The organism is Tenacibaculum geojense (genome assembly GCF_042676005.1).
GTDB classification, from domain to species: domain Bacteria; phylum Bacteroidota; class Bacteroidia; order Flavobacteriales; family Flavobacteriaceae; genus Polaribacter; species Polaribacter geojense.
Genome location: NZ_JBHTJR010000051.1, coordinates 315,524 through 333,780, shown reverse-complemented (window position 1 = coordinate 333,780; position 18,257 = coordinate 315,524). Strand labels below are relative to the sequence as shown.

The 18,257-nt window shown below is 30.0% G+C and carries 18 protein-coding genes; 8 read left to right on the top strand and 10 right to left on the bottom strand.

What is annotated here, in order from left to right:
* Positions 1–15: 15 nt before the first annotated feature.
* From ACFQ1U_RS12215 to gldD, 3 genes are read left to right on the top strand one after another with little or no spacing between them, the layout of a single operon-like run.
* On the top strand, positions 16–456 hold the full coding sequence (locus ACFQ1U_RS12215; protein ID WP_386108764.1) for a single-stranded DNA-binding protein: 441 nt from the start codon (positions 16–18) through the stop codon (positions 454–456).
* A 19-nt stretch (positions 457–475) separates the two neighbouring features.
* On the top strand, positions 476–1,804 hold the full coding sequence (gene gldE / locus ACFQ1U_RS12210; protein ID WP_386108762.1) for a gliding motility-associated protein GldE: 1,329 nt from the start codon (positions 476–478) through the stop codon (positions 1,802–1,804).
* On the top strand, positions 1,797–2,348 hold the full coding sequence (gene gldD, locus ACFQ1U_RS12205) for a gliding motility lipoprotein GldD (RefSeq protein ID WP_386108760.1): 552 nt from the start codon (positions 1,797–1,799) through the stop codon (positions 2,346–2,348). Before gldE ends, gldD begins: the two co-directional genes overlap by 8 nt.
* Before the next feature lie 140 nt (positions 2,349–2,488).
* Here gldD and ACFQ1U_RS12200 read toward each other — a convergent pair whose 3' ends face one another.
* Entirely contained in the window at positions 2,489–3,505 is a 1,017-nt protein-coding gene (locus ACFQ1U_RS12200; RefSeq protein ID WP_386108758.1) for a COX15/CtaA family protein, read from the bottom strand.
* An 86-nt stretch (positions 3,506–3,591) separates the two neighbouring features.
* Positions 3,592–4,119 carry a cation transporter gene (locus ACFQ1U_RS12195; RefSeq protein ID WP_386108756.1) on the bottom strand — a complete coding sequence of 176 codons (528 nt, stop codon included), beginning with the start codon at positions 4,117–4,119 and terminating at the stop codon, positions 3,592–3,594.
* Positions 4,120–4,212: 93 nt separating this feature from the next.
* Between ACFQ1U_RS12195 and ACFQ1U_RS12190 the strand changes: the two genes are divergently transcribed.
* Complete coding sequence (locus ACFQ1U_RS12190; protein WP_386108754.1) at positions 4,213–5,085, top strand: DMT family transporter; 873 nt, start codon at positions 4,213–4,215, stop codon at positions 5,083–5,085.
* A gap of 60 nt (positions 5,086–5,145) precedes the next feature.
* Here the strand turns inward: ACFQ1U_RS12190 and ACFQ1U_RS12185 are convergent, their stop codons facing one another.
* Complete coding sequence (locus ACFQ1U_RS12185; RefSeq protein ID WP_386108752.1) at positions 5,146–7,194, bottom strand: M16 family metallopeptidase; 2,049 nt, start codon at positions 7,192–7,194, stop codon at positions 5,146–5,148.
* 18 nt (positions 7,195–7,212) lie between these two features.
* Positions 7,213–8,526 carry a M16 family metallopeptidase gene (locus ACFQ1U_RS12180; RefSeq protein ID WP_386108750.1) on the bottom strand — a complete coding sequence of 438 codons (1,314 nt, stop codon included), beginning with the start codon at positions 8,524–8,526 and terminating at the stop codon, positions 7,213–7,215.
* Between the two features lie 241 nt (positions 8,527–8,767).
* Here ACFQ1U_RS12180 and rplU point away from each other — a divergent pair, with 241 nt between their 5' ends.
* Both rplU and rpmA read left to right on the top strand, forming a co-directional pair.
* Entirely contained in the window at positions 8,768–9,250 is a 483-nt protein-coding gene (gene rplU / locus ACFQ1U_RS12175; RefSeq protein ID WP_386108748.1) for a 50S ribosomal protein L21, read from the top strand.
* A 28-nt stretch (positions 9,251–9,278) separates the two neighbouring features.
* Positions 9,279–9,539, top strand: coding sequence for a 50S ribosomal protein L27 (gene rpmA, locus ACFQ1U_RS12170; RefSeq protein WP_386108746.1), 261 nt, complete (start codon positions 9,279–9,281; stop codon positions 9,537–9,539).
* Positions 9,540–9,737: 198 nt separating this feature from the next.
* On the opposite strand, the gene ACFQ1U_RS12165 is transcribed toward rpmA, so the two are convergent.
* The 3 genes from ACFQ1U_RS12165 to ACFQ1U_RS12155 all read right to left on the bottom strand — a co-directional run bounded on the left by ACFQ1U_RS12165 (position 9,738) and on the right by ACFQ1U_RS12155 (position 11,964).
* Complete coding sequence (locus tag ACFQ1U_RS12165; protein ID WP_386108744.1) at positions 9,738–10,388, bottom strand: HD domain-containing protein; 651 nt, start codon at positions 10,386–10,388, stop codon at positions 9,738–9,740.
* 77 nt (positions 10,389–10,465) lie between these two features.
* Positions 10,466–11,473: an aspartate-semialdehyde dehydrogenase gene (locus ACFQ1U_RS12160; protein WP_386108742.1), complete on the bottom strand. Its 1,008-nt coding sequence runs from the start codon at positions 11,471–11,473 to the stop codon at positions 10,466–10,468.
* 2 nt (positions 11,474–11,475) lie between these two features.
* Entirely contained in the window at positions 11,476–11,964 is a 489-nt protein-coding gene (locus ACFQ1U_RS12155) for a GNAT family N-acetyltransferase (RefSeq protein ID WP_386108740.1), read from the bottom strand.
* A 178-nt stretch (positions 11,965–12,142) separates the two neighbouring features.
* Between ACFQ1U_RS12155 and trhO the strand changes: the two genes are divergently transcribed.
* A complete protein-coding gene (trhO, locus tag ACFQ1U_RS12150; protein WP_386108855.1) occupies positions 12,143–13,192 on the top strand; it encodes an oxygen-dependent tRNA uridine(34) hydroxylase TrhO in 1,050 nt (349 codons plus the stop codon).
* 46 nt (positions 13,193–13,238) lie between these two features.
* Positions 13,239–14,321, top strand: a complete 1,083-nt coding sequence (gene dinB, locus ACFQ1U_RS12145) for a DNA polymerase IV (protein WP_386108738.1) — start codon at positions 13,239–13,241, stop codon at positions 14,319–14,321.
* On the opposite strand, the gene ACFQ1U_RS12140 is transcribed toward dinB, so the two are convergent.
* From ACFQ1U_RS12140 to ACFQ1U_RS12130, 3 genes are all read right to left on the bottom strand, one after another.
* A complete protein-coding gene (locus ACFQ1U_RS12140; RefSeq protein WP_386108736.1) occupies positions 14,318–16,243 on the bottom strand; it encodes a tetratricopeptide repeat protein in 1,926 nt (641 codons plus the stop codon). The two genes, dinB and ACFQ1U_RS12140, sit on opposite strands and share 4 nt — an antisense overlap.
* Positions 16,243–16,986: a LytR/AlgR family response regulator transcription factor gene (locus tag ACFQ1U_RS12135; protein WP_386108734.1), complete on the bottom strand. Its 744-nt coding sequence runs from the start codon at positions 16,984–16,986 to the stop codon at positions 16,243–16,245. Before ACFQ1U_RS12135 ends, ACFQ1U_RS12140 begins: the two co-directional genes overlap by 1 nt.
* 490 nt (positions 16,987–17,476) lie before the next feature.
* Positions 17,477–18,256 carry an enoyl-CoA hydratase/isomerase family protein gene (locus tag ACFQ1U_RS12130; RefSeq protein ID WP_386108732.1) on the bottom strand — a complete coding sequence of 260 codons (780 nt, stop codon included), beginning with the start codon at positions 18,254–18,256 and terminating at the stop codon, positions 17,477–17,479.
* Between the last annotated feature and the right edge of the window lies 1 nt (position 18,257).

The window sequence follows — 18,257 nt, the reverse complement described above, 5'->3', positions numbered from 1 at the left end:
CATAAATTTTTTGCTATGGCAGGAACAATTAATAAGGTAATATTAATAGGTCACTTAGGAGACGAAATAAAAATGCATTATTTTGAAGGAGGTAATGCAATAGGAAGATTTCCATTAGCTACTAATGAAAGTTATACCAATCGTCAAACGGGAGAAAAAGTTACCAATACAGATTGGCATAATGTTGTTGTTCGTAACAAATTGGCAGAAATTTGCGAGAAATATTTAACTAAAGGTGATAAGGTTTATATAGAAGGAAAAATTAAAAATCGTCAGTATGAAGTAGAGGGTCAAAAAAGATATACTACTGAAATTCATGCACAAGAAATGACGTTTTTAACAACTAAAAAAGACCCAAATTCAACGCCAATGGCAACCAATGCAGGTCATTCACCAAATCCTCAACCAGCACCAAATACCATGGAGCCGCAAGAGGAAGATGATTTACCATTCTAGTTTAACTAAAATTTGAAATTTGGATCCAGAGCCCCAACTTTTACTTACAGGTTTTAATTTAATTACTACACTTCATTTTTTAGCATTATTAGTGCTGCTTATATGTTCTGCATTAATATCCGGAACAGAAGTAGCTTTCTTTTCATTATCTCAAACAGAGTTAGATCAATTATCAGAAAAAACAAAAGGAGATAGTTTGGTTGTACAATTGTTAAACGATCCTAAAAAACTGTTAGGTACCATTTTAGTAACTAATAATTTCATAAATATTTTAATAGTACTGCTTTTTGCGTCTTTAGAAGAATTTATGTTTGGCGGCATTAATTTCTCAATAGATTTGGGTTTTTATACCATATCAGCATTTTTTGTAAAAGCTGCTATTCAAATAGGATTAGTAACTTTTTTAATATTGTTGTTTGGGGAGGTTTTACCAAAAGTGTATGCAACAAGAAACTCATTAGAGTTTGCAGTTTCTATGTCTAAACCAATTCATATTTTAAATATTTTTTTAACTCCAATAAGTAAACCGCTTACTGGTTTAACCAATAGTATTGAAAATAAATTAGGGAATAAAAACAATATTTTATCAGTAGAAAAATTATCACAGGCACTGGAGTTAACCTCCGATGACGCTACAACCAAAGATGAACAAAAAATTTTAGAAGGAATTGTGACTTTTGGAAACACAGAAACCGTACAAATCATGAAACCTAGAACGGATGTATGTGCTATTTCTATTGATGAGCCTTATGATAATGTATTGAATATTATTCTTAAGAATGGTTATTCAAGAAATCCAGTTTATAAAGAAAATATAGATAATGTAATTGGTGTTTTGTATGCAAAAGATTTATTAGCACACTTAAACAAAAAAGATTTTAATTGGCAAGAGTTGTTGCGTGATCCGTTTTTTGTTCCCGAAAATAAAAAGTTGGATGATTTATTAAGTGAGTTTCAAGAAAAGAAAAACCATTTAGCGGTTGTTGTAGATGAATATGGCGGAACAAGTGGAATTGTAACTTTAGAAGATGTAATAGAAGAAATAGTAGGTGATATTAATGATGAGTTTGATGATGAAGATTTAACCTATTCAAAAATAGATGATAATAATTACGTTTTTGAAGGTAAAATAACCATTAAAGATTTTTGCAGAGTATTAGATGAAGATGATGAAGAGCAATTTGAAGAAGCCAAAGGAGAAAGTGAAACAATTGCAGGGTTTATTCTTGAGGTCTCTGGAAAGTTTCCTAAAAAAGGAGATAAAATAAACTTTAATCAATATACGTTTACCATAGAAGCAATAGATAAAAAACGAATTAAACAAGTAAAAGCTACCCGTAATGTATAGATTGTTATTAGTGTTGGTGTTGATTTTAGTAGTAAGCTGCGAAAAAGAATTTGTACCAAAACCTAAAGCTTATTTAAGTCTTAATTATCCAACAGTTCCATATAAAAAGTTAGAAGTTAAAAGACCTTATATTTTTGATGTTTCTACAAATGCAACTGTAAAAAAATTACCTAAAAACTGGTTAAAAGTAGCGTATCCATCGTTAAAAGCATCTATAGATATAACATACAGACCTGTTAATAATAACTTAAAAGAGTTATTAATTGAAGCCGAAAAATTAGTTTTTGAGCATGCTATTAAAGCGGATCAAATTTCTTCAAATAACTTTGAAAACACTAAAAATAATGTTTACGGAACATTATATGATATAGCTGGGAATTCTGCTTCACAAGTACAGTTTCATGTAACAGATAGTACGAATCATTTTTTAAAAGCTTCATTGTTTTTTAAAACCAAACCAAACTACGATAGTATATTACCAGCGGTAGATTATCTAAAAAAAGATATGGTACGAATTATGGAGTCTTTACAATGGCAAAAATAATTTAGTGCTTTCTTAAAGGTTTCGTATCTTTTCTCTATTTGTTTAGTATTTGTTTTTTACATATATCTATTGAAAATAAGATTATGTAATTATTATTTGTGCTGATGTTAAAGTGTTGTAATTTAGATAAAAAGGTTGGTTTATTTTATCTTTTTGCTTTGTAGCCACAAATAAAATTGCAAACCAAATAAAATAGCCCCAGCAAGTAAATGAACTGCTTGTGTACCAATAGGAAACTCAGCATAATACATTAAAATTCCTGTTATGGTTTCTAAAAAAATCAAGAAAACAATCCAATTTACTAGTCTAAAACCTAAGTTTTTAATTTGATTTAGGTAAAACATACCAAAGTTTACTAAAACAATAGCAATGGTAAAAGACCTATGAAAATAGAATTTAAAACTAGGGTTTAACAAACTATATTGTTTGTTTTCAAAACCATATAATTTTACTTGCTCATCAATAAATTGCCTTACTTGTGTTCCCATGGCTATTTGAATTAAAGAGAATACTACAGAAATAATTAAAAGTTTATTGAATAAAGCATGGTACTTGTAAGTGGTGTTTTTTTCTTTTACTAAAAATAATAACCATAGTAATAAGGCAACAATAATAAGTCCAACAACCATGTGAATGGTAATTACTGCAGGTTTTAAATTGGTGTCAACAACGGTTTTACCTAACCAAGCTTCAAATAACATTAAAAAGAAAGCAAAAAAAGCAATTAAAGTATAATTTTTCTTTTCTTTCCAAAATTTTGAGGCTACATAAACAAAAAATAAAAACACGAAGCCAGATAAAACAGAAGCTAATCTATTAATGTATTCTGTCCATGTGTGATACTTATTAAATTTAGCATAGTTATGTTTTGTGTATTTACTCCAATTATCAATATTGAATTTTAGTGCGGTTGTTAAATCTTTTTCAGCAACAAATAGGGTTTCATCTTTAACTATAATGGTTCCTTTTTGGTATGCTTTATTTGGTTGCCATGTAATTTGTTCTTCAGAAGTAGGAGGGATATAATATCCAAAACATTTAGGCCAGTCAGGACAACCCATACCAGAGCCCGTCATTCTTACAATAGCTCCCGCTAAAAAAATTAAATACACAGAAATTAATGTGATTTTTACTAGTAACGGAAAGTGTTTTTTCATCTAAAAAAAATTTATACAAAGATACGGCAAACAAAAAAAAGCTCTCTGTTTTCAGAGAGCTTTTTGTTATTAAAAATAATTTTAAATTATGCTTTTTTAGTAGCGCAACATTCTTTGTTAGCGTCTAGGTTGCAAGCTGTAGTTTTTGCTGTTTTTTCAGTTTTACCTTCTTCACAGCAAGCCATTTTACAGTCGGCAGCACACGCTTTTTTCTCTTCTTTTTGCTCACAACAAGCCATTTTACAATCAGTAGCACATGCCTTTTTACCTTTGTTTAGAGTAACTTTATACATTTCACCTGTGCCAATACCTTCAACTAAAGCAATTAAATCTTCTTTACTTGTTTTATTAGCGTCGTATTTTACAGTGGCAATACTGTCTGTAAACACAACTTTAGCATCTAACACTCCTTCTTTAGTAGCTAATTTAGATTGAATTGTTTTTGCGCATCCAATTTCACAGGTCATACCAGAAATATTTAAAGCAACAGTTTCTGCTTTTGCTTCTTTTAACTCTGTGTTATTTTCAGCATTGTTTTTTGTTGTTTCATTTTTACAACTGATAGTTACAAATGCAACTAACACTAATGCAAATAATATCTTTTGAATTTTCATACTTTCTGACTATTAAATTATTATGCAAATTTATTAAAAAAACAAATCTAAGAATATAAAATACCCGACTTTTGTATCAACAAAACCAAACAAATGAAAAACGATCAATTAAAATGGGTGTTTTTAATAGTGCTTTCTCTAGTATGGGGAAGCTCTTTTATTTTAATGAAAAAAGCATTAAACGGTATGTCTCCTGTTCATGTAGGTGCTTTACGAATTTTAACAGCATCTGTTTTTTTAGTGCTTATTGGTTTTACGAGTTTAAAAAAAATAAAAAAACATCAATGGAAATATGTTTTTTATAGTGCCTTATTAGGAACTTTTTTTCCAGCTTTTTTATTTGCCTATGCAATTTCTGGAATTGATAGCTCTATTGCGTCTATTTTAAATTCATTTACACCTTTTAACACACTAATTATTGGAGCTTTGGTTTTTGGTTTTGCTTTTAAAAAACAACAGTTATTTGGTATTTTAATTGGGTTGTTTGGAACGATAATTTTAATAGCTAAAGGTGCAGATATGAATCCTAACCAGAATTATTGGTTGGCTTTATTGCCAATTATTTCATCTTTAGGTTATGCTTTTAACGTTAATATTATTAAAAAGTATTTACAAGATTTAGAGCCATTAGCGATTACAACAGGGAATTTTGTGTTAATAATTATACCTACCCTTTTAGTGTTAGTATTAACAGGTTTTTTTAGTTCTTTTGAATGGAATACCACCACGCAATCTTCATTTTTTTATATCGTAATATTATCATTATTTGGAACTAGTATAGCTAAAGTGATGTTTAATAAACTGATTCATATGAGTTCACCAGTTTTTTCAACTTCGGTAACTTATTTAATACCAATTATAGCAGTGATTTGGGGAATTTTAGATGGAGAAGAACTAAGCATTATTCAGTTACTAGCAGGAGTTGTTATTTTAATTGGGGTGTATTTAGCAAATAAAAAGAAATAAAAAAACCCAAGCCTTACGTTAGACTTGGGTTAGCGTAGTAGTAGTTTAGTTACTTAGTAACTATTTAAAATCAGCGTCCGATACACCTTGGTTAATACTAATGCTTTCAACATTAAATACTAACTTCATTGGTCCCATTGACTGAGTTACGGTATGTGGAAATTTAATTCCGTTTACTTCTTTGTAATTTGAATATTCTACAGGAACCTTTACTTCACCTTGAGGTCCTTTTTGAGTTTTTACTTCTTTGATTTTTAAGCCAGTTTTTGCGTCGTAAAAAATTTCTTTAGTACCAGCAACAATAACATATGCGTTGTTGCCATCTATTGGCTCTATTCTATCTAATTTAGCAGTTTTGTATGCTTCATCAGCAAAAGGAGTGGTACTTTGTTTAGCTTCGGTTAAATCATCTCCGGTTAAATCAATTCTTTGACCTCTAGCCTCTGTATATCCTGCAGCCCCATCAAAAACAGTTTTTTGCATTACATTACCCATAACACTAACGGTAGTTAATGATTTGTTAGGGTTTGCATACTTTTGAGTTAAAGCTAATTCTGTACCTTGTATTTTACCTTTAGAAGAGATTACTAAAGATTTTACGCCAGCTACTTTGTCTTTTCCTCCAATAGCTTTAAAATAATCGTTTACAACAGAGGTTGCAGTTACTCCCGCTGGAATTGGAAGAGTCATAGCTGGTTTACTTGTTGGGTTTCCGTATTTATCAAAGTACTTGATAGTGTAATCAGCTGTTTTTTCTAAATTTTTAAGTACGTCAATACCTTTACCAGTAATGATTATTTTTGCTTTATCACCTCTAAAATATTTAATAGCTGCATTTTGTACATCTTCTAACGTAACAGCATTAATATTTTTTAAGTAGTTTTTATAATAATCTTGAGGCAACTTATTAGTTAAAATATTTAAAGCGTAAGAAGCTACAGTTTCAGGTCTTTCAACATTTCTTACAAAAGAACCGATGTATTTAGCTTTTGCTATTTCTAACTCTTCTTTAGTGACACCTTGATAACGTATTTTGTTTATTTCTTTTAAGGCTTCAACCATTGCACTATCTGTAACCATATTTCTTACAGAAGCACCTGCTTTGAAACGGGCTACATATCTGCTAGATCCAATTCCAGAATACGCACCATAGGTGTATCCTTTGTCTTCACGTAAATTTTTATATAATCTTCCGGTACCACCACCACCTAAAATTTGATTTGCTAATAAGGCAGCGTAGTAATCTTTATCGCCCATTTTTAAATTAACGGTATTAACTATAGATAATTCTGACTGAACAGCATTAGGCATGTCAATAAAGTTAATTTCTGTAGTAGATGGAGCCTTTGGTTGAGGTAATACGTTGTTTGGTAACATTCCTTTTTCCCAGTTAGAAAATAATTTGGTTACTAGCGTTTTAGCAGTTTTTAAATTAATGTCACCAACAATAATTAAATAAGCGTTATTTGGCTTGTAAGTTTTATTGTATAAGTTTTTTACATCCTCTAGAGTTACATTTTTTAATGTTTCTTCAGAAGTAAATTCACCATAAGGATGATCTTTACCATATGTTAATACATCTTCAACACGACTTGCAACAGCAGTAACACTGTTCGCGTTAGATTTAATACCATCTAAAGTTTGAGTCATTTGCTTATCAAACTCTTCTTGAGTAAATACAGGGTTAAAAGCAGCATCTGCCATCAAGCCTAAAACTTTTGGGAAATATTTAGTTAATGAACTTGCTCTGGCACCCTCATCCCAAAAAGAAATATTAGCACCTAAAAAATCAACTTCTTCGTCGAATTTACTTTTAGGCATATTTGTAGATCCAGTACCTAACATTCCGCTTAATAAACCTTCTACTCCTTTTTTATTTCCATAAGTCATAGGAGGATTGTCAATGGTTAATGTAGCAGCAACTCTAGGTAATTTATGGTTTTCAACAACTAAAACTTGTAGTCCGTTGGGTAAAGTAAACTTTTCTGGTGAACCTAAATTAATTTTAGGAGCTGGACCTGGTTTTGGTTGTTTTGTTCTATCAATCTGTGCTGAAACAGTTAATGATAGAAATAATATTGTTACGATTGAAAATATTTTCGTTTTCATTAAATTCAGTTTAATTGATTATTTCTTTTTTGGTAAATATTCGATTACTACTCGACGGTTTTTTGCTAAATACTTTTTAGCTACGTCTCTAATTTCTTCTTTGGTAATAGAGTTAATAATTTCTAACTCTTTATTAATTCTATTTGTATCTCCAACTAACATGTAATTTCTAGCTAAAGAATTTGCTATACCTTGTACACTTGCGTTAGAGGCAACATAGTTGTTTTCAAACTTGTTACGAACTTTTTGTAAATCACGGTCCGAAATTAACTCTGTTTGTAACTTTTCTATTTCCTCGTCCATTTCTTTAATTAAATCTTCTAAAGAAGTTTTACCTAAAGGAATCGCACCAATATTATATACGCTATAGTCTTCAAGTTCTCTAGCAAAAGAGAATACTTGTAAAGCCTTCTTTTTATCGTCCACTAACTTTTTAAATAATCTTGAACTTTTTCCGTTACTTAAAACTGTAGAAATAACGCTTAATACAACAGCGTCTCTTTCTTTCATTGAAGGAGTTTTGTGAGCAAGTAGAATTGCAGGTAATTGAATATTGCTATCATATTCTTTAACTCTCTTCTCTTGAGTTCTTTCTGGTTCTACAATTTTTTCACGTTTTGGTAATGTTCTTTTTGGAATAGGGCCAAAATAATCTTTGATCATTTTTTTTGCTGCTTTAGATTCAAAGTCTCCGGCAACCACTAAAACTGCATTGTTTGGCATGTACCATTTGTCATAAAAAGCTTTAAACTCTGATAATTTTGCAGCGTCTAAGTCTTCAATATAACCAATCATTGGTCTTCCATAATTGTGTTTGTCAAAAATATGACGGTATACATCACCGTAAATTATTTTTCCATATGGAGCATTGTCCATACGTTGTCTTTTTTCTTCTTTAACAACCTCATTTTGTGTGTCTACAGCTTTTTGGTCGATGATAGGATGAAGTAACCTTTCAGATTCCATCCATAAGGCTAATTCTAGATTATTAGAAGGAAAAGTTTCATAATAATAAGTTCTATCCCAGTTAGTATTAGCATTTCCAGCGCCTCCATTAGCAGCTTCTATTTTATTCCATTCGCCACGGCCAATATTTTTTGTACCGGTAAATAATAAATGTTCGTAAAAATGAGCCATACCTGTTTTTCCATCAGCCTCATCTTTTGCACCTACGTGGTACATAACTCCAACAGTAACTACTGGAGCTGATTTATCTTGATGTAAAATTACATGCATACCATTGTTTAAACCGTACTCTTCAAAATCTACTTTCTGAGCGTTTGCAACAAGGGCAAAAGCGGCAGTAGCAAGAGTTAAAATTCTTCTTTTCATTGGTTATTTTAATTTAAAATATTTGATTGAATTGTATATTTGACGTCAGCTGTTAACATTTGTTACGTTTTTTTTAAAAAAAAAATAATGCAATCAAAAATACTAAAATAATCATTGTTACTTGCGTCTGTAAAATTCTGAAAAACAGATTGTATTGTAATAAAAAAGATGTATATTTGCACCCGCATTTTCTGTTTAAGAAAGTGTAATTATTTAAAAATAAACGCATAAACAAATTAGTATGTACGCAATCGTAGAGATAGCAGGGCAGCAATTTAAAGTAGCAAAAGACCAAAAAGTATACGTTCACCGTTTACAAGAGGCAGAAGGATCAAATGTAACATTTGATAAAGTAATGCTTATTGAAGATAACGGAAATGTAACTGTTGGCGCCCCAGCTATAGAAGGAGCAGGAGTAACTGCAAAGGTTTTAGGTCACTTAAAAGGTGAAAAAGTAATCGTTTTCAAGAAGAAAAGAAGAAAAGGTTACAAAAAGAAAAATGGTCACCGTCAGTACTTAACTGAAATCCAAATTGAAAGCATTGCTGCTTCTGGAGTTAAAGCTGCTAAGAAAGCTGAACCAAAGAAAGAAGTAAAGGCTGAAGATTCAAATGATTTATCTAGCAAAACTGTTGCTGAATTAAAGGCTATCGCTAAAGAGAGAGGAATCTCTGGTTATACGTCTTTAAAGAAAGCTGAATTAATTGAAGCTTTAAATAAATAATTTTTTAACCTAATAAACTCACAAAGAAATGGCTCATAAGAAAGGTGTCGGTAGTTCGAAGAACGGTCGTGAATCAGAATCGAAACGTTTAGGAGTAAAGATTTTTGGAGGACAAGCTGCTATTGCAGGTAATATTATTGTTCGTCAAAGAGGAACTCAACACAATCCAGGTGAAAATGTTTACATGGGTAAAGATCATACTTTACATGCTAAAGTTGATGGTGTTGTACAATTCCAAAAGAAAAAAGATAACAAATCATATGTTTCTATAGTTCCATTTGAAGCTTAAGAAATTAACTGATAAGAAATAAAAAACGCTCAACTTTAAAAGTTGAGCGTTTTTTTATTCTTGGGGATTATTAATACTTGGGGATTATGTATCAACAATGTAAATATAACTTATTTTAATATATGTGCAAACTTTTTTTCAAAAAAATGAAAAATTTTTAATAAAAAACGATTTTTATTAACTACTAATTAACGAAACTCAATTTCCATTCCATTCTTTAAAAAACTGATTTAAAAAGGTTTGCATAAAATTATGCCTTTCTTCAGCAATTTTTCTACCAGTTGTTGTGTTCATTCTATCTTTTAATAATAATAACTTTTCGTAAAAATGATTAATTGTTGGTGCAGTTGATTTTTTATACTCTTCTTTAGTCATATGTAAGTTTGGTAAGATATCTGGATCGTATAAAGCTCTGTTTTTAAAACCACCATAATTAAAACATCTGGCTATACCTATGGCACCAATTGCATCTAATCTATCTGCATCTTGAATTACTTCCAATTCTTTAGAAGTGAATTCTTTTTTAAAGTTCCCTCCTTTAAATGATATGTTTTTAATAATCTTTTCAACATGAATTATTATCTCTTCATTAACACCTTGTGCTTCTAAAAACTTTCTTGCTTTTTTAGGCCCAATAGTTTCATCACCATTATAAAATTTACTATCAGCAATATCATGTAATAATGCTCCGAGTGCTACAATAAAATTATTTACATTTTCTGTTTTAGCTATTGTTAGGGCAGTTTTGTATACCCTTTCTATATGAAAGTAATCATGACCACCTTCAGCTCCTTGTAGCGTTTCTTTTACATAAAGAATAGTGTTGTTTATAACTTGTTGTTTATCCATAGGTCAAAATTACACATAAAAAAATCCTGTTAAATTATTTTAACAGGATTTTCATCAAGAATAAAAATTATATCTATTTATATAGAAATAGAACTTTTAATTAAATTATTAGCTACTAAATATTCGGCAATTTGAATAGTGTTTGTAGCTGCTCCTTTGCGTAAATTGTCTGCAACTATCCACATGTTTAGTGAGTTCGGCTGAGATAAGTCTCTACGAATTCTACCAACAAAAACATCGTCTCTTCCTTCTGCAAAAAATGGCATTGGATATATATTATTGTCTATATCGTCTTGTAAAGTAACTCCATCGGTTTGGCTTAAAATATTTTTAACATCTTCGGTAGTAAATTCATTATCAAATTCGATATTTACAGCTTCAGAATGTCCACCAACTACAGGAATTCTTACAGCTGTTGCAGTAATTCCAATGCTTGGGTCGTTTAATATTTTATGAGTTTCTCTAACTAGTTTTAATTCCTCTTTTGTGTAACCAGCTTCTTCAAATACATCACAATGTGGTAATGCATTTTTGTGAATTTGATATGGATATGCATTGTCGCCATCTATACCATTAGCTTCATTTTCTAATTGTTGAACTGCTTTTACACCCGTACCAGTAATTGATTGGTAAGTTGAAATTACTAAACGATTAATAGTGTATTTTTTGTGTAAAGGAGCTAATGCTACGACCATTTGAATGGTAGAACAATTAGGATTGGCTATTATTTTATCGTCTTCAGTTAATTCTGATGCATTAATCTCCGGTACAATTAATTTTTTTGATGGGTCCATTCTCCAAGCAGAAGAATTATCAATTACAGTTGTTCCTGCCTCTGCAAACTTTGGAGCCCATTCTAATGATGTGCTACCACCTGCTGAAAATAAGGCTATATCTGGCTGCATGCTAACAGCTTCTTGTAAGCTTACAATACTGTAAGCTGTTCCTTTAAAATTTATTTTTTTTCCAACGGATCTTTCAGAAGCAACTGGAATTAATTCTGTTACCGGGAAATTTCTTTCTGCTAAAACTTGCAACATAACGTTTCCAACCATTCCTGTTGCACCAACTACTGCTACTCTCATGTTTATTCATTTAAAATAAGTTGCCAATAACCTACGTCAACCCATTTATTAAATTTGTATCCTATTTTATTAAAATGAGCTGCTTTCACAAATCCAAACTTTTCATGAAGCCTAACACTAGCTTCGTTTGGTAATGAAATGCCTCCCATTAACACTTTTATTCCTTGTTTTTTAACATCATCAATTACTTTTGTATATAGTTTTGTGCCTATTCCTTTATGATGATTATTAGGTCTTAAATATACAGATAATTGTACGCTATTTTTATAGCCGCTTCTTTCTTTCCAAGGGCTAGCGCTTGCAAAGCCAATAATTTCTTTATTAACTTCATAAACATACCATGGGAATTTTGGCGTAATAGTCTTGATAAGATTTATAAAATACATTTCTGAAATTTCAGTTTCTTCCAATGTTGCAACAGAATGATTTATATAATAATTATAAATGTCTTTCAGTTGATTAGCATCTTGTAATGTTACTTTTCTTATCATACAACAGGTGTATTTTCTTGATGCAAATTTCAATAAAAAAAACATCCGAAGCATTTAAAAAATAGTAAAAATTAACCAACTGTTTAATTTTAAACAAGTTTTGTAAAAGGCTATTAAAAATATATAAAATCCCTACATTTGCAGCTTTAAAATAATGTTTAACTTAAAAGGGTATAGCATGCAACTGTACAACAAGTTAAGCGCAGAAGAACGCGCTAAATTAATTGATGAAGCGGGCAAAGACCGTATTACAATTTCATTCTATCAATATTTCAAGATAGAAAATCCACAAATTTTTAGAGATAAATTGTTTATCGAGTGGGATAAACTAGATGTTTTGGGAAGAACTTATGTTTCTTACGAAGGAATAAATGCTCAGATTTCTGTACCAGCAGAGAATTTCTTAGCCTTAAAAGAACAATTAGATAGTATTTCTTTTTTAAAAGATATTCGTTTAAATGTAGCTGTTGAACAAGACAATAAATCATTTTTAAAACTTAAAGTTAAGGTTAGAAATAAAATTGTTGCTGACGGTTTAGATGATGATACATTTGATGTTACGAATAAAGGTGTACATCTTTCTGCAAAAGAGTTTAATGAAATGTTAGCAAATCCTAATACGATTTGTGTAGATATGCGAAATCATTATGAAAGCGAAATTGGTCATTTTGATGGTGCAATTACTCCAGATGTGGATACTTTTAGAGACTCTTTAGATATAATTGAAGAAGATTTAAAAGAACATAAAGAAGATAAAAACCTATTAATGTATTGTACAGGAGGTATTCGATGTGAAAAAGCCTCTGCTTATTATAAACACAAAGGTTTTAAAAATGTTTTTCAATTAGAAGGTGGTATTATAGAATATACGAGACAAGTTAAAGACGAAGGGTTAGAAAATAAATTTTTAGGGAAAAACTTTGTTTTTGATCACCGAAGAGCTGAGCGTATTTCTGATGACGTAATTTCAAATTGTCATCAATGCGGAAAACCTTGTGATACTCACACAAATTGCGCAAATGAAGGTTGTCATTTATTATTCATACAGTGTGATGATTGTGCTGAGAAAATGGAAAATACTTGTTCTACTGAGTGTCAAGAAATAATTCACTTACCATATGAAGAACAGAAAGAATTAAGAAAAGGAAAACACGCAAGTAATAAGATTTTTAAGAAAGGAAGATCCGAAAAGTTAAAGTTTCAAAAAGGAAACTCCTGTAGTATATAATATGAAAAAGCGCTCTATTTAGAGCGCTTTTTTTTAATTTTACTTTATGGAACTTCAGCCACCATATCGTAAAATTATTCATGTAGATATGGATGCTTTTTATGCATCAGTAGAACAATTGGATAACCCTGATTTAATTGGAAAACCTGTTGCGGTTGGTGGTAGTGAAGTTAGAGGAGTAGTGTCTGCTGCAAGTTATGAGGCCAGAAAATATGGGGTTAGATCTGCAATGAGCGGTTTTTTGGCAAAAAAAAAATGTCCCCATATTATTTTTGTACCTCCACGTTTTTCACGTTATAAAGAAGTATCTTCTAAAATAAGGGCTATTTTTTATGATTATACAGATTTAGTTGAACCATTATCTTTAGATGAAGCTTATTTAGATGTTACAGAAAATAAAAAAGGGAACCCTTCTGCAAGCCTAATTGCGCAAGAGATAAGAGATAGGATTTGGGAAGAGTTACAGCTTAGGGCTTCGGCAGGTATTTCTATTAATAAGTTTTTAGCTAAAGTAGCTTCTGATATTAATAAGCCAAATGGACAAAAAACAATCAACCCTGAAGATGTTATTCCTTTTCTAGAAGATTTACCAGTAGCTAAATTTTATGGAGTAGGTAAGGTAACCGCAGCTAAAATGCATAATTTGGGTATTTTTAATGGTAATGACTTAAAAAAAAGAACATTAGAAGAACTAACAAGTCTATTTGGAAAGTCCGGCTTGCATTATTATCAAATTGTAAGAGGAATACATAATGGTTTGGTAAAGCCTAACAGAATTAGAAAATCAATAGCGGCTGAAAGAACTTTTGCAGAGAATATATCATCTGAAGTATTTATGTTACAGCGTTTAGAGTTTATTGCTGATGAATTAGAAAAAAGAATGCTTAAAACAGGAACAAAAGGGAAAACGATAACCTTGAAAATTAAATATTCTGATTTCACGCAGCAAACAAGAAGCAAAACAGTTGCTGAGTTTTTACAACTTAAAAATGATTTTTTTCCGTTGGTTAAAGAGTTATTGTATCAAGATGTATTAGAAAACTCTGTTAGATTATTGGGTATTTCTTTTAGTAATTTAAATACCGAAAAAAAAGCACCCGTTTGGGTGCAATTGAAATTCGACTTTTAATTTAATGGAAACACTAATGAAACTTTAGTGCCGGTTGGTTTGTTGTCTTTATCTTTTAAATCAGTGTAAATTACAGAGCAATCACCTGAATAATCATTAGCGAATGTTTTAAGTCTTTCTTTGGTTAAATCAATCCCTATAGATTTTCTTTTTAATGATTTTTCTTTTTTAATGGCGCCTGCTGCATCTCTACCAATTCCATTATCTTCTATAGTAACCTCTAATAGGGAGCTTGATATTTTTCTAACTAAAAGATTAATTTTTTTTACCCCTTTTTTTGAGGATAATCCATGCCAAATAGCGTTTTCTAAAAAAGGTTGTAAAATTAAAGGAGGCACCTTTATGGTATCTGTATTTACTTTTTTATCAACGTCAACTATATAGTTAATTTCATTATTAAACCTAATATTTTCAATACTCATATATAAATCCATAGTATTGAGTTCCTCTTTTAAAGCCACTTCTTTTATTTTAGAAACATCTAGTATGTTTCTAATTAGTTTAGAAAATTTATTTAGGTAATAAACAGCATTTTTTTGCTCGTTATTAATTATGTAGAGTTTAATTGAGTTTAATGCGTTAAATATAAAATGAGGATTCATTTGTGTTTGTAACGCTTGTTGTTCTAATAATAATATTTTTTGCTCGTTGGTTAACATTCTGTGAATGTATAATGAATACAGAGCAACACTAATTAGAGCAAGAGTAATTAATGTAATTATTAAAATATTTCTATTTCTTGCTAATTGTAGGGTTTGTATTTTACTTCTGTTTTCTAAAGTGTTTATTTCGTTGGCTTTAGATTGTAATTCGTGTTTTGATATTAAATTGTTTACGTAAATTATATTTTTTTGTAAGGTGGTTTTCTTTTGAAGTTTATCAGCTCGTTTGTAATATTTAAAAGCCAGTCTGGCTGAATCTTGAGCTTCATAAAGTTCAGATAAATGAAACGAAGCATTAATTTCATTCTCAATAAAACCTCTATCATTGGCTGTTTCTAAAGCTTGTTTTAAAAAAGATTTTGATTGGTTGTAGTTTTTTAATTTTAATTCTGTTAAGCCTAAGTTAGTTAGCGTTTGAATAGCGAAAAATTTATTTCTTAACATTTGACTTTCAGGAAATATTTTAAGAATGGTATCATAAGCAATTTGATAATCACCTTTTTTTACCAATGCACTACAAATACTATTATAGCAAATTACTCTTCCTGTTTTAGAGCTTATATCATTATTAAATTCTAATGATTTTGTGTAGTTTTCTATAGCTTCATCATAACTTCCCATTAACTCTAAAACCTTACCCATGTTTTGATAGTTGATAGCAAGTCCAGTTTTATCGTTGAGTTCTTCTTCAATTTTAATACAAAGAAGAAATTTCTCCAAAGCTAATTCGTATTGATTGATGCTGATATATATATTACCAATGCTATTGTGTGCAACACTAATGCTTTTTCTATTTTCTAGAGATGGATTTTTAATTTCTTTTGCTATGGAAATTGCCGATTGGTAATAGTCTAATGCATTTCTAATATCATCTTGACTTTTGTAAATACCTGCAATTATGTTTTTTGTTAAAACCTGAGTGGGTTTGTTATTGGTAATTTCAGAAAGCTTTAAAGAGCGAAAATAATAGTTTAAAGCTTCTTTAAAATTACTTTGATATTTCTCGTTTCTACCAAGCGCGTTTAAAGCGAAAATTTGACCAAGTACATATTTGGTTTCTAAACTTTTATCAAACAGTAATTGTGCTTCGTCTGAAGATAATTTAGCATTGTCGAAATAGTCAAACAATATAAAATAATCTTTAGGTTTTTCATCAATTACTGTGTTTATACTTTCAATAACTTCATCATTATCTTTTTGACTAAATGTCGTAAAAGAGAATAAAAAAATTGTTAAAAAAAGTAAAAACGTTGTTCTCATTAAAATTTGTCTAAAAACTCTGATTTTCGCTGCCTAGAAACTGGTATTTTATGGTTTTGTTCAATTACCACGTAACCATCTGTTTTGTAAAACTCTTTTACTTTATCTAAATTGATGATGTATGAGTTATGTATTCTAAAAAAACTATCATCAGGAACTAACTGATTAATTTCTTTTAATTTTTTTGTGATAACTATTTTTTTACCATTTGTAGTGTAAACAGTAGAGTAGTTACCGTCAGATTCTATATATAAGATTTCACAAGGATTTAAGAACAGTAATTTACCATCAGCATTAATAATAATTTTTTTACTGTTAAATTTCTCGTTAAACTTTACAAGAATTTCTTCAAACTTCTCGTTGCTTTCAAATTGAGTTTGCCTAGTGCTAAATTTTTTAATTTTATTTAGGGCTTTTTCAAGGTCATCAGTATCCACAGGTTTTAAAAGATAATCTATTGCCTCATTTTTTAAAGCTTCAATAGCATAATCATTATAAGCGGTGGTAATGATAACAGCAAAATCTTTTTTCTTTAATTTGTTAATAAACTGAAAACCGTCCATAGTAGGCATTTCAATGTCAAGAAACAAACAATCTATTTTATTAGAATCTAAATAAGTTAGAGCTTTTTCAGGTTCAGTAAAAGTTGCTTCAATTTCTATTTCTTCACTAAAATTGGAGAGCTCCCAAGATAAACTCTTGATAGCTTTAGATTCATCGTCTACAATTATACACTTTATCATGTGCAAGCATTTTTTTAAGCTATAAAAATAGTATTTAATGTAGAAATAACAATAAAAAATTAACATTAATCATGAAAAAATTACAATTTATAGCATAATTATTGCAATTTATACATAAAAAGTTGCAATCTACCTCTTTCTTTTTTTTTAATAAAACATTAGATTTTGATTGTTTTAATTAAATTATTACCAATTATGTATTTTTTACTACCAATTATACATGTAATGTTTTAACAATCAGGTTGTAATGTATATTTGCTTCGTGGTGAGGTTACCCTCGCTAATCATAGTTGATAAAATGGGGATTATTTTAATTATGGTATTATAAAACGCCGCTGATTTCAGCGGCGTTTTATTTTTTTTAAGAAAAGTTTTGTTTTTTAAATAAACAATTAATATGTTTACATCGTTAACAAAGTAATGTTAGAGTATTTAATCCCCAAATAAAATAAGGTTCCCGCATTTATTGAGAACCTTATTTTTTATTTTATTACTTACCTGGAAACTCAGCTTTTCTTTTTTCCAAAAATGCTGTTGTTCCTTCTTTAAAGTCTTCTGTTCCAAAACAATTACCAAACTCTGTAACTTCGGTTTCGAATCCGTTTACATTTCTAAAACTATCATTTACAGCTTTTATAGCTTTGCTAATAGCTACAGATGAGTTATTCATTATTTTACCAGCAATTTTGGTTGCTAAGGGTAATAATTCTTCTTGAGAAACAACATAATTCACTAAACCTAAACTTTTTGCTTCTTCTGCAGAAATCATACCTGCAGTCATGATTAACTCCATAGCTTTTCCTTTACCAATTAGTTGTGGTAAACGTTGAGTACCTCCATAACCAGGAATTACACCTAACGAAGTTTCAGGTAATCCCATTCTAGCATTATCTGTTGCGATTCTAAAATGACAAGCCATTGCTAATTCTAAACCTCCACCTAAAGCAAAACCATTTACTAATGCTATTACAGGAGTATTTAAGTTTTCTACAAAATCAAATAATATTTCTTGACCTTTTGCAGCTAATTTCCCTCCTTCTTCCACAGAAAAATTTGAGAATTCAGAAATATCTGCACCGGCAACAAAAGCTTTTTCACCACTACCTGTTATTAAAATTACTTTTACATCAGCATCAGCATCTAAAGTTTTAAAGCCTTCATGAAGTTCTTCAATAGTAGCTTTATTTAAAGCGTTTAATTTTTTAGGACGGTTAATGGTTATGGTTGCTAATTGATTGTTTTTTTCAATTAAAATGTTTTCAAAAGTCATA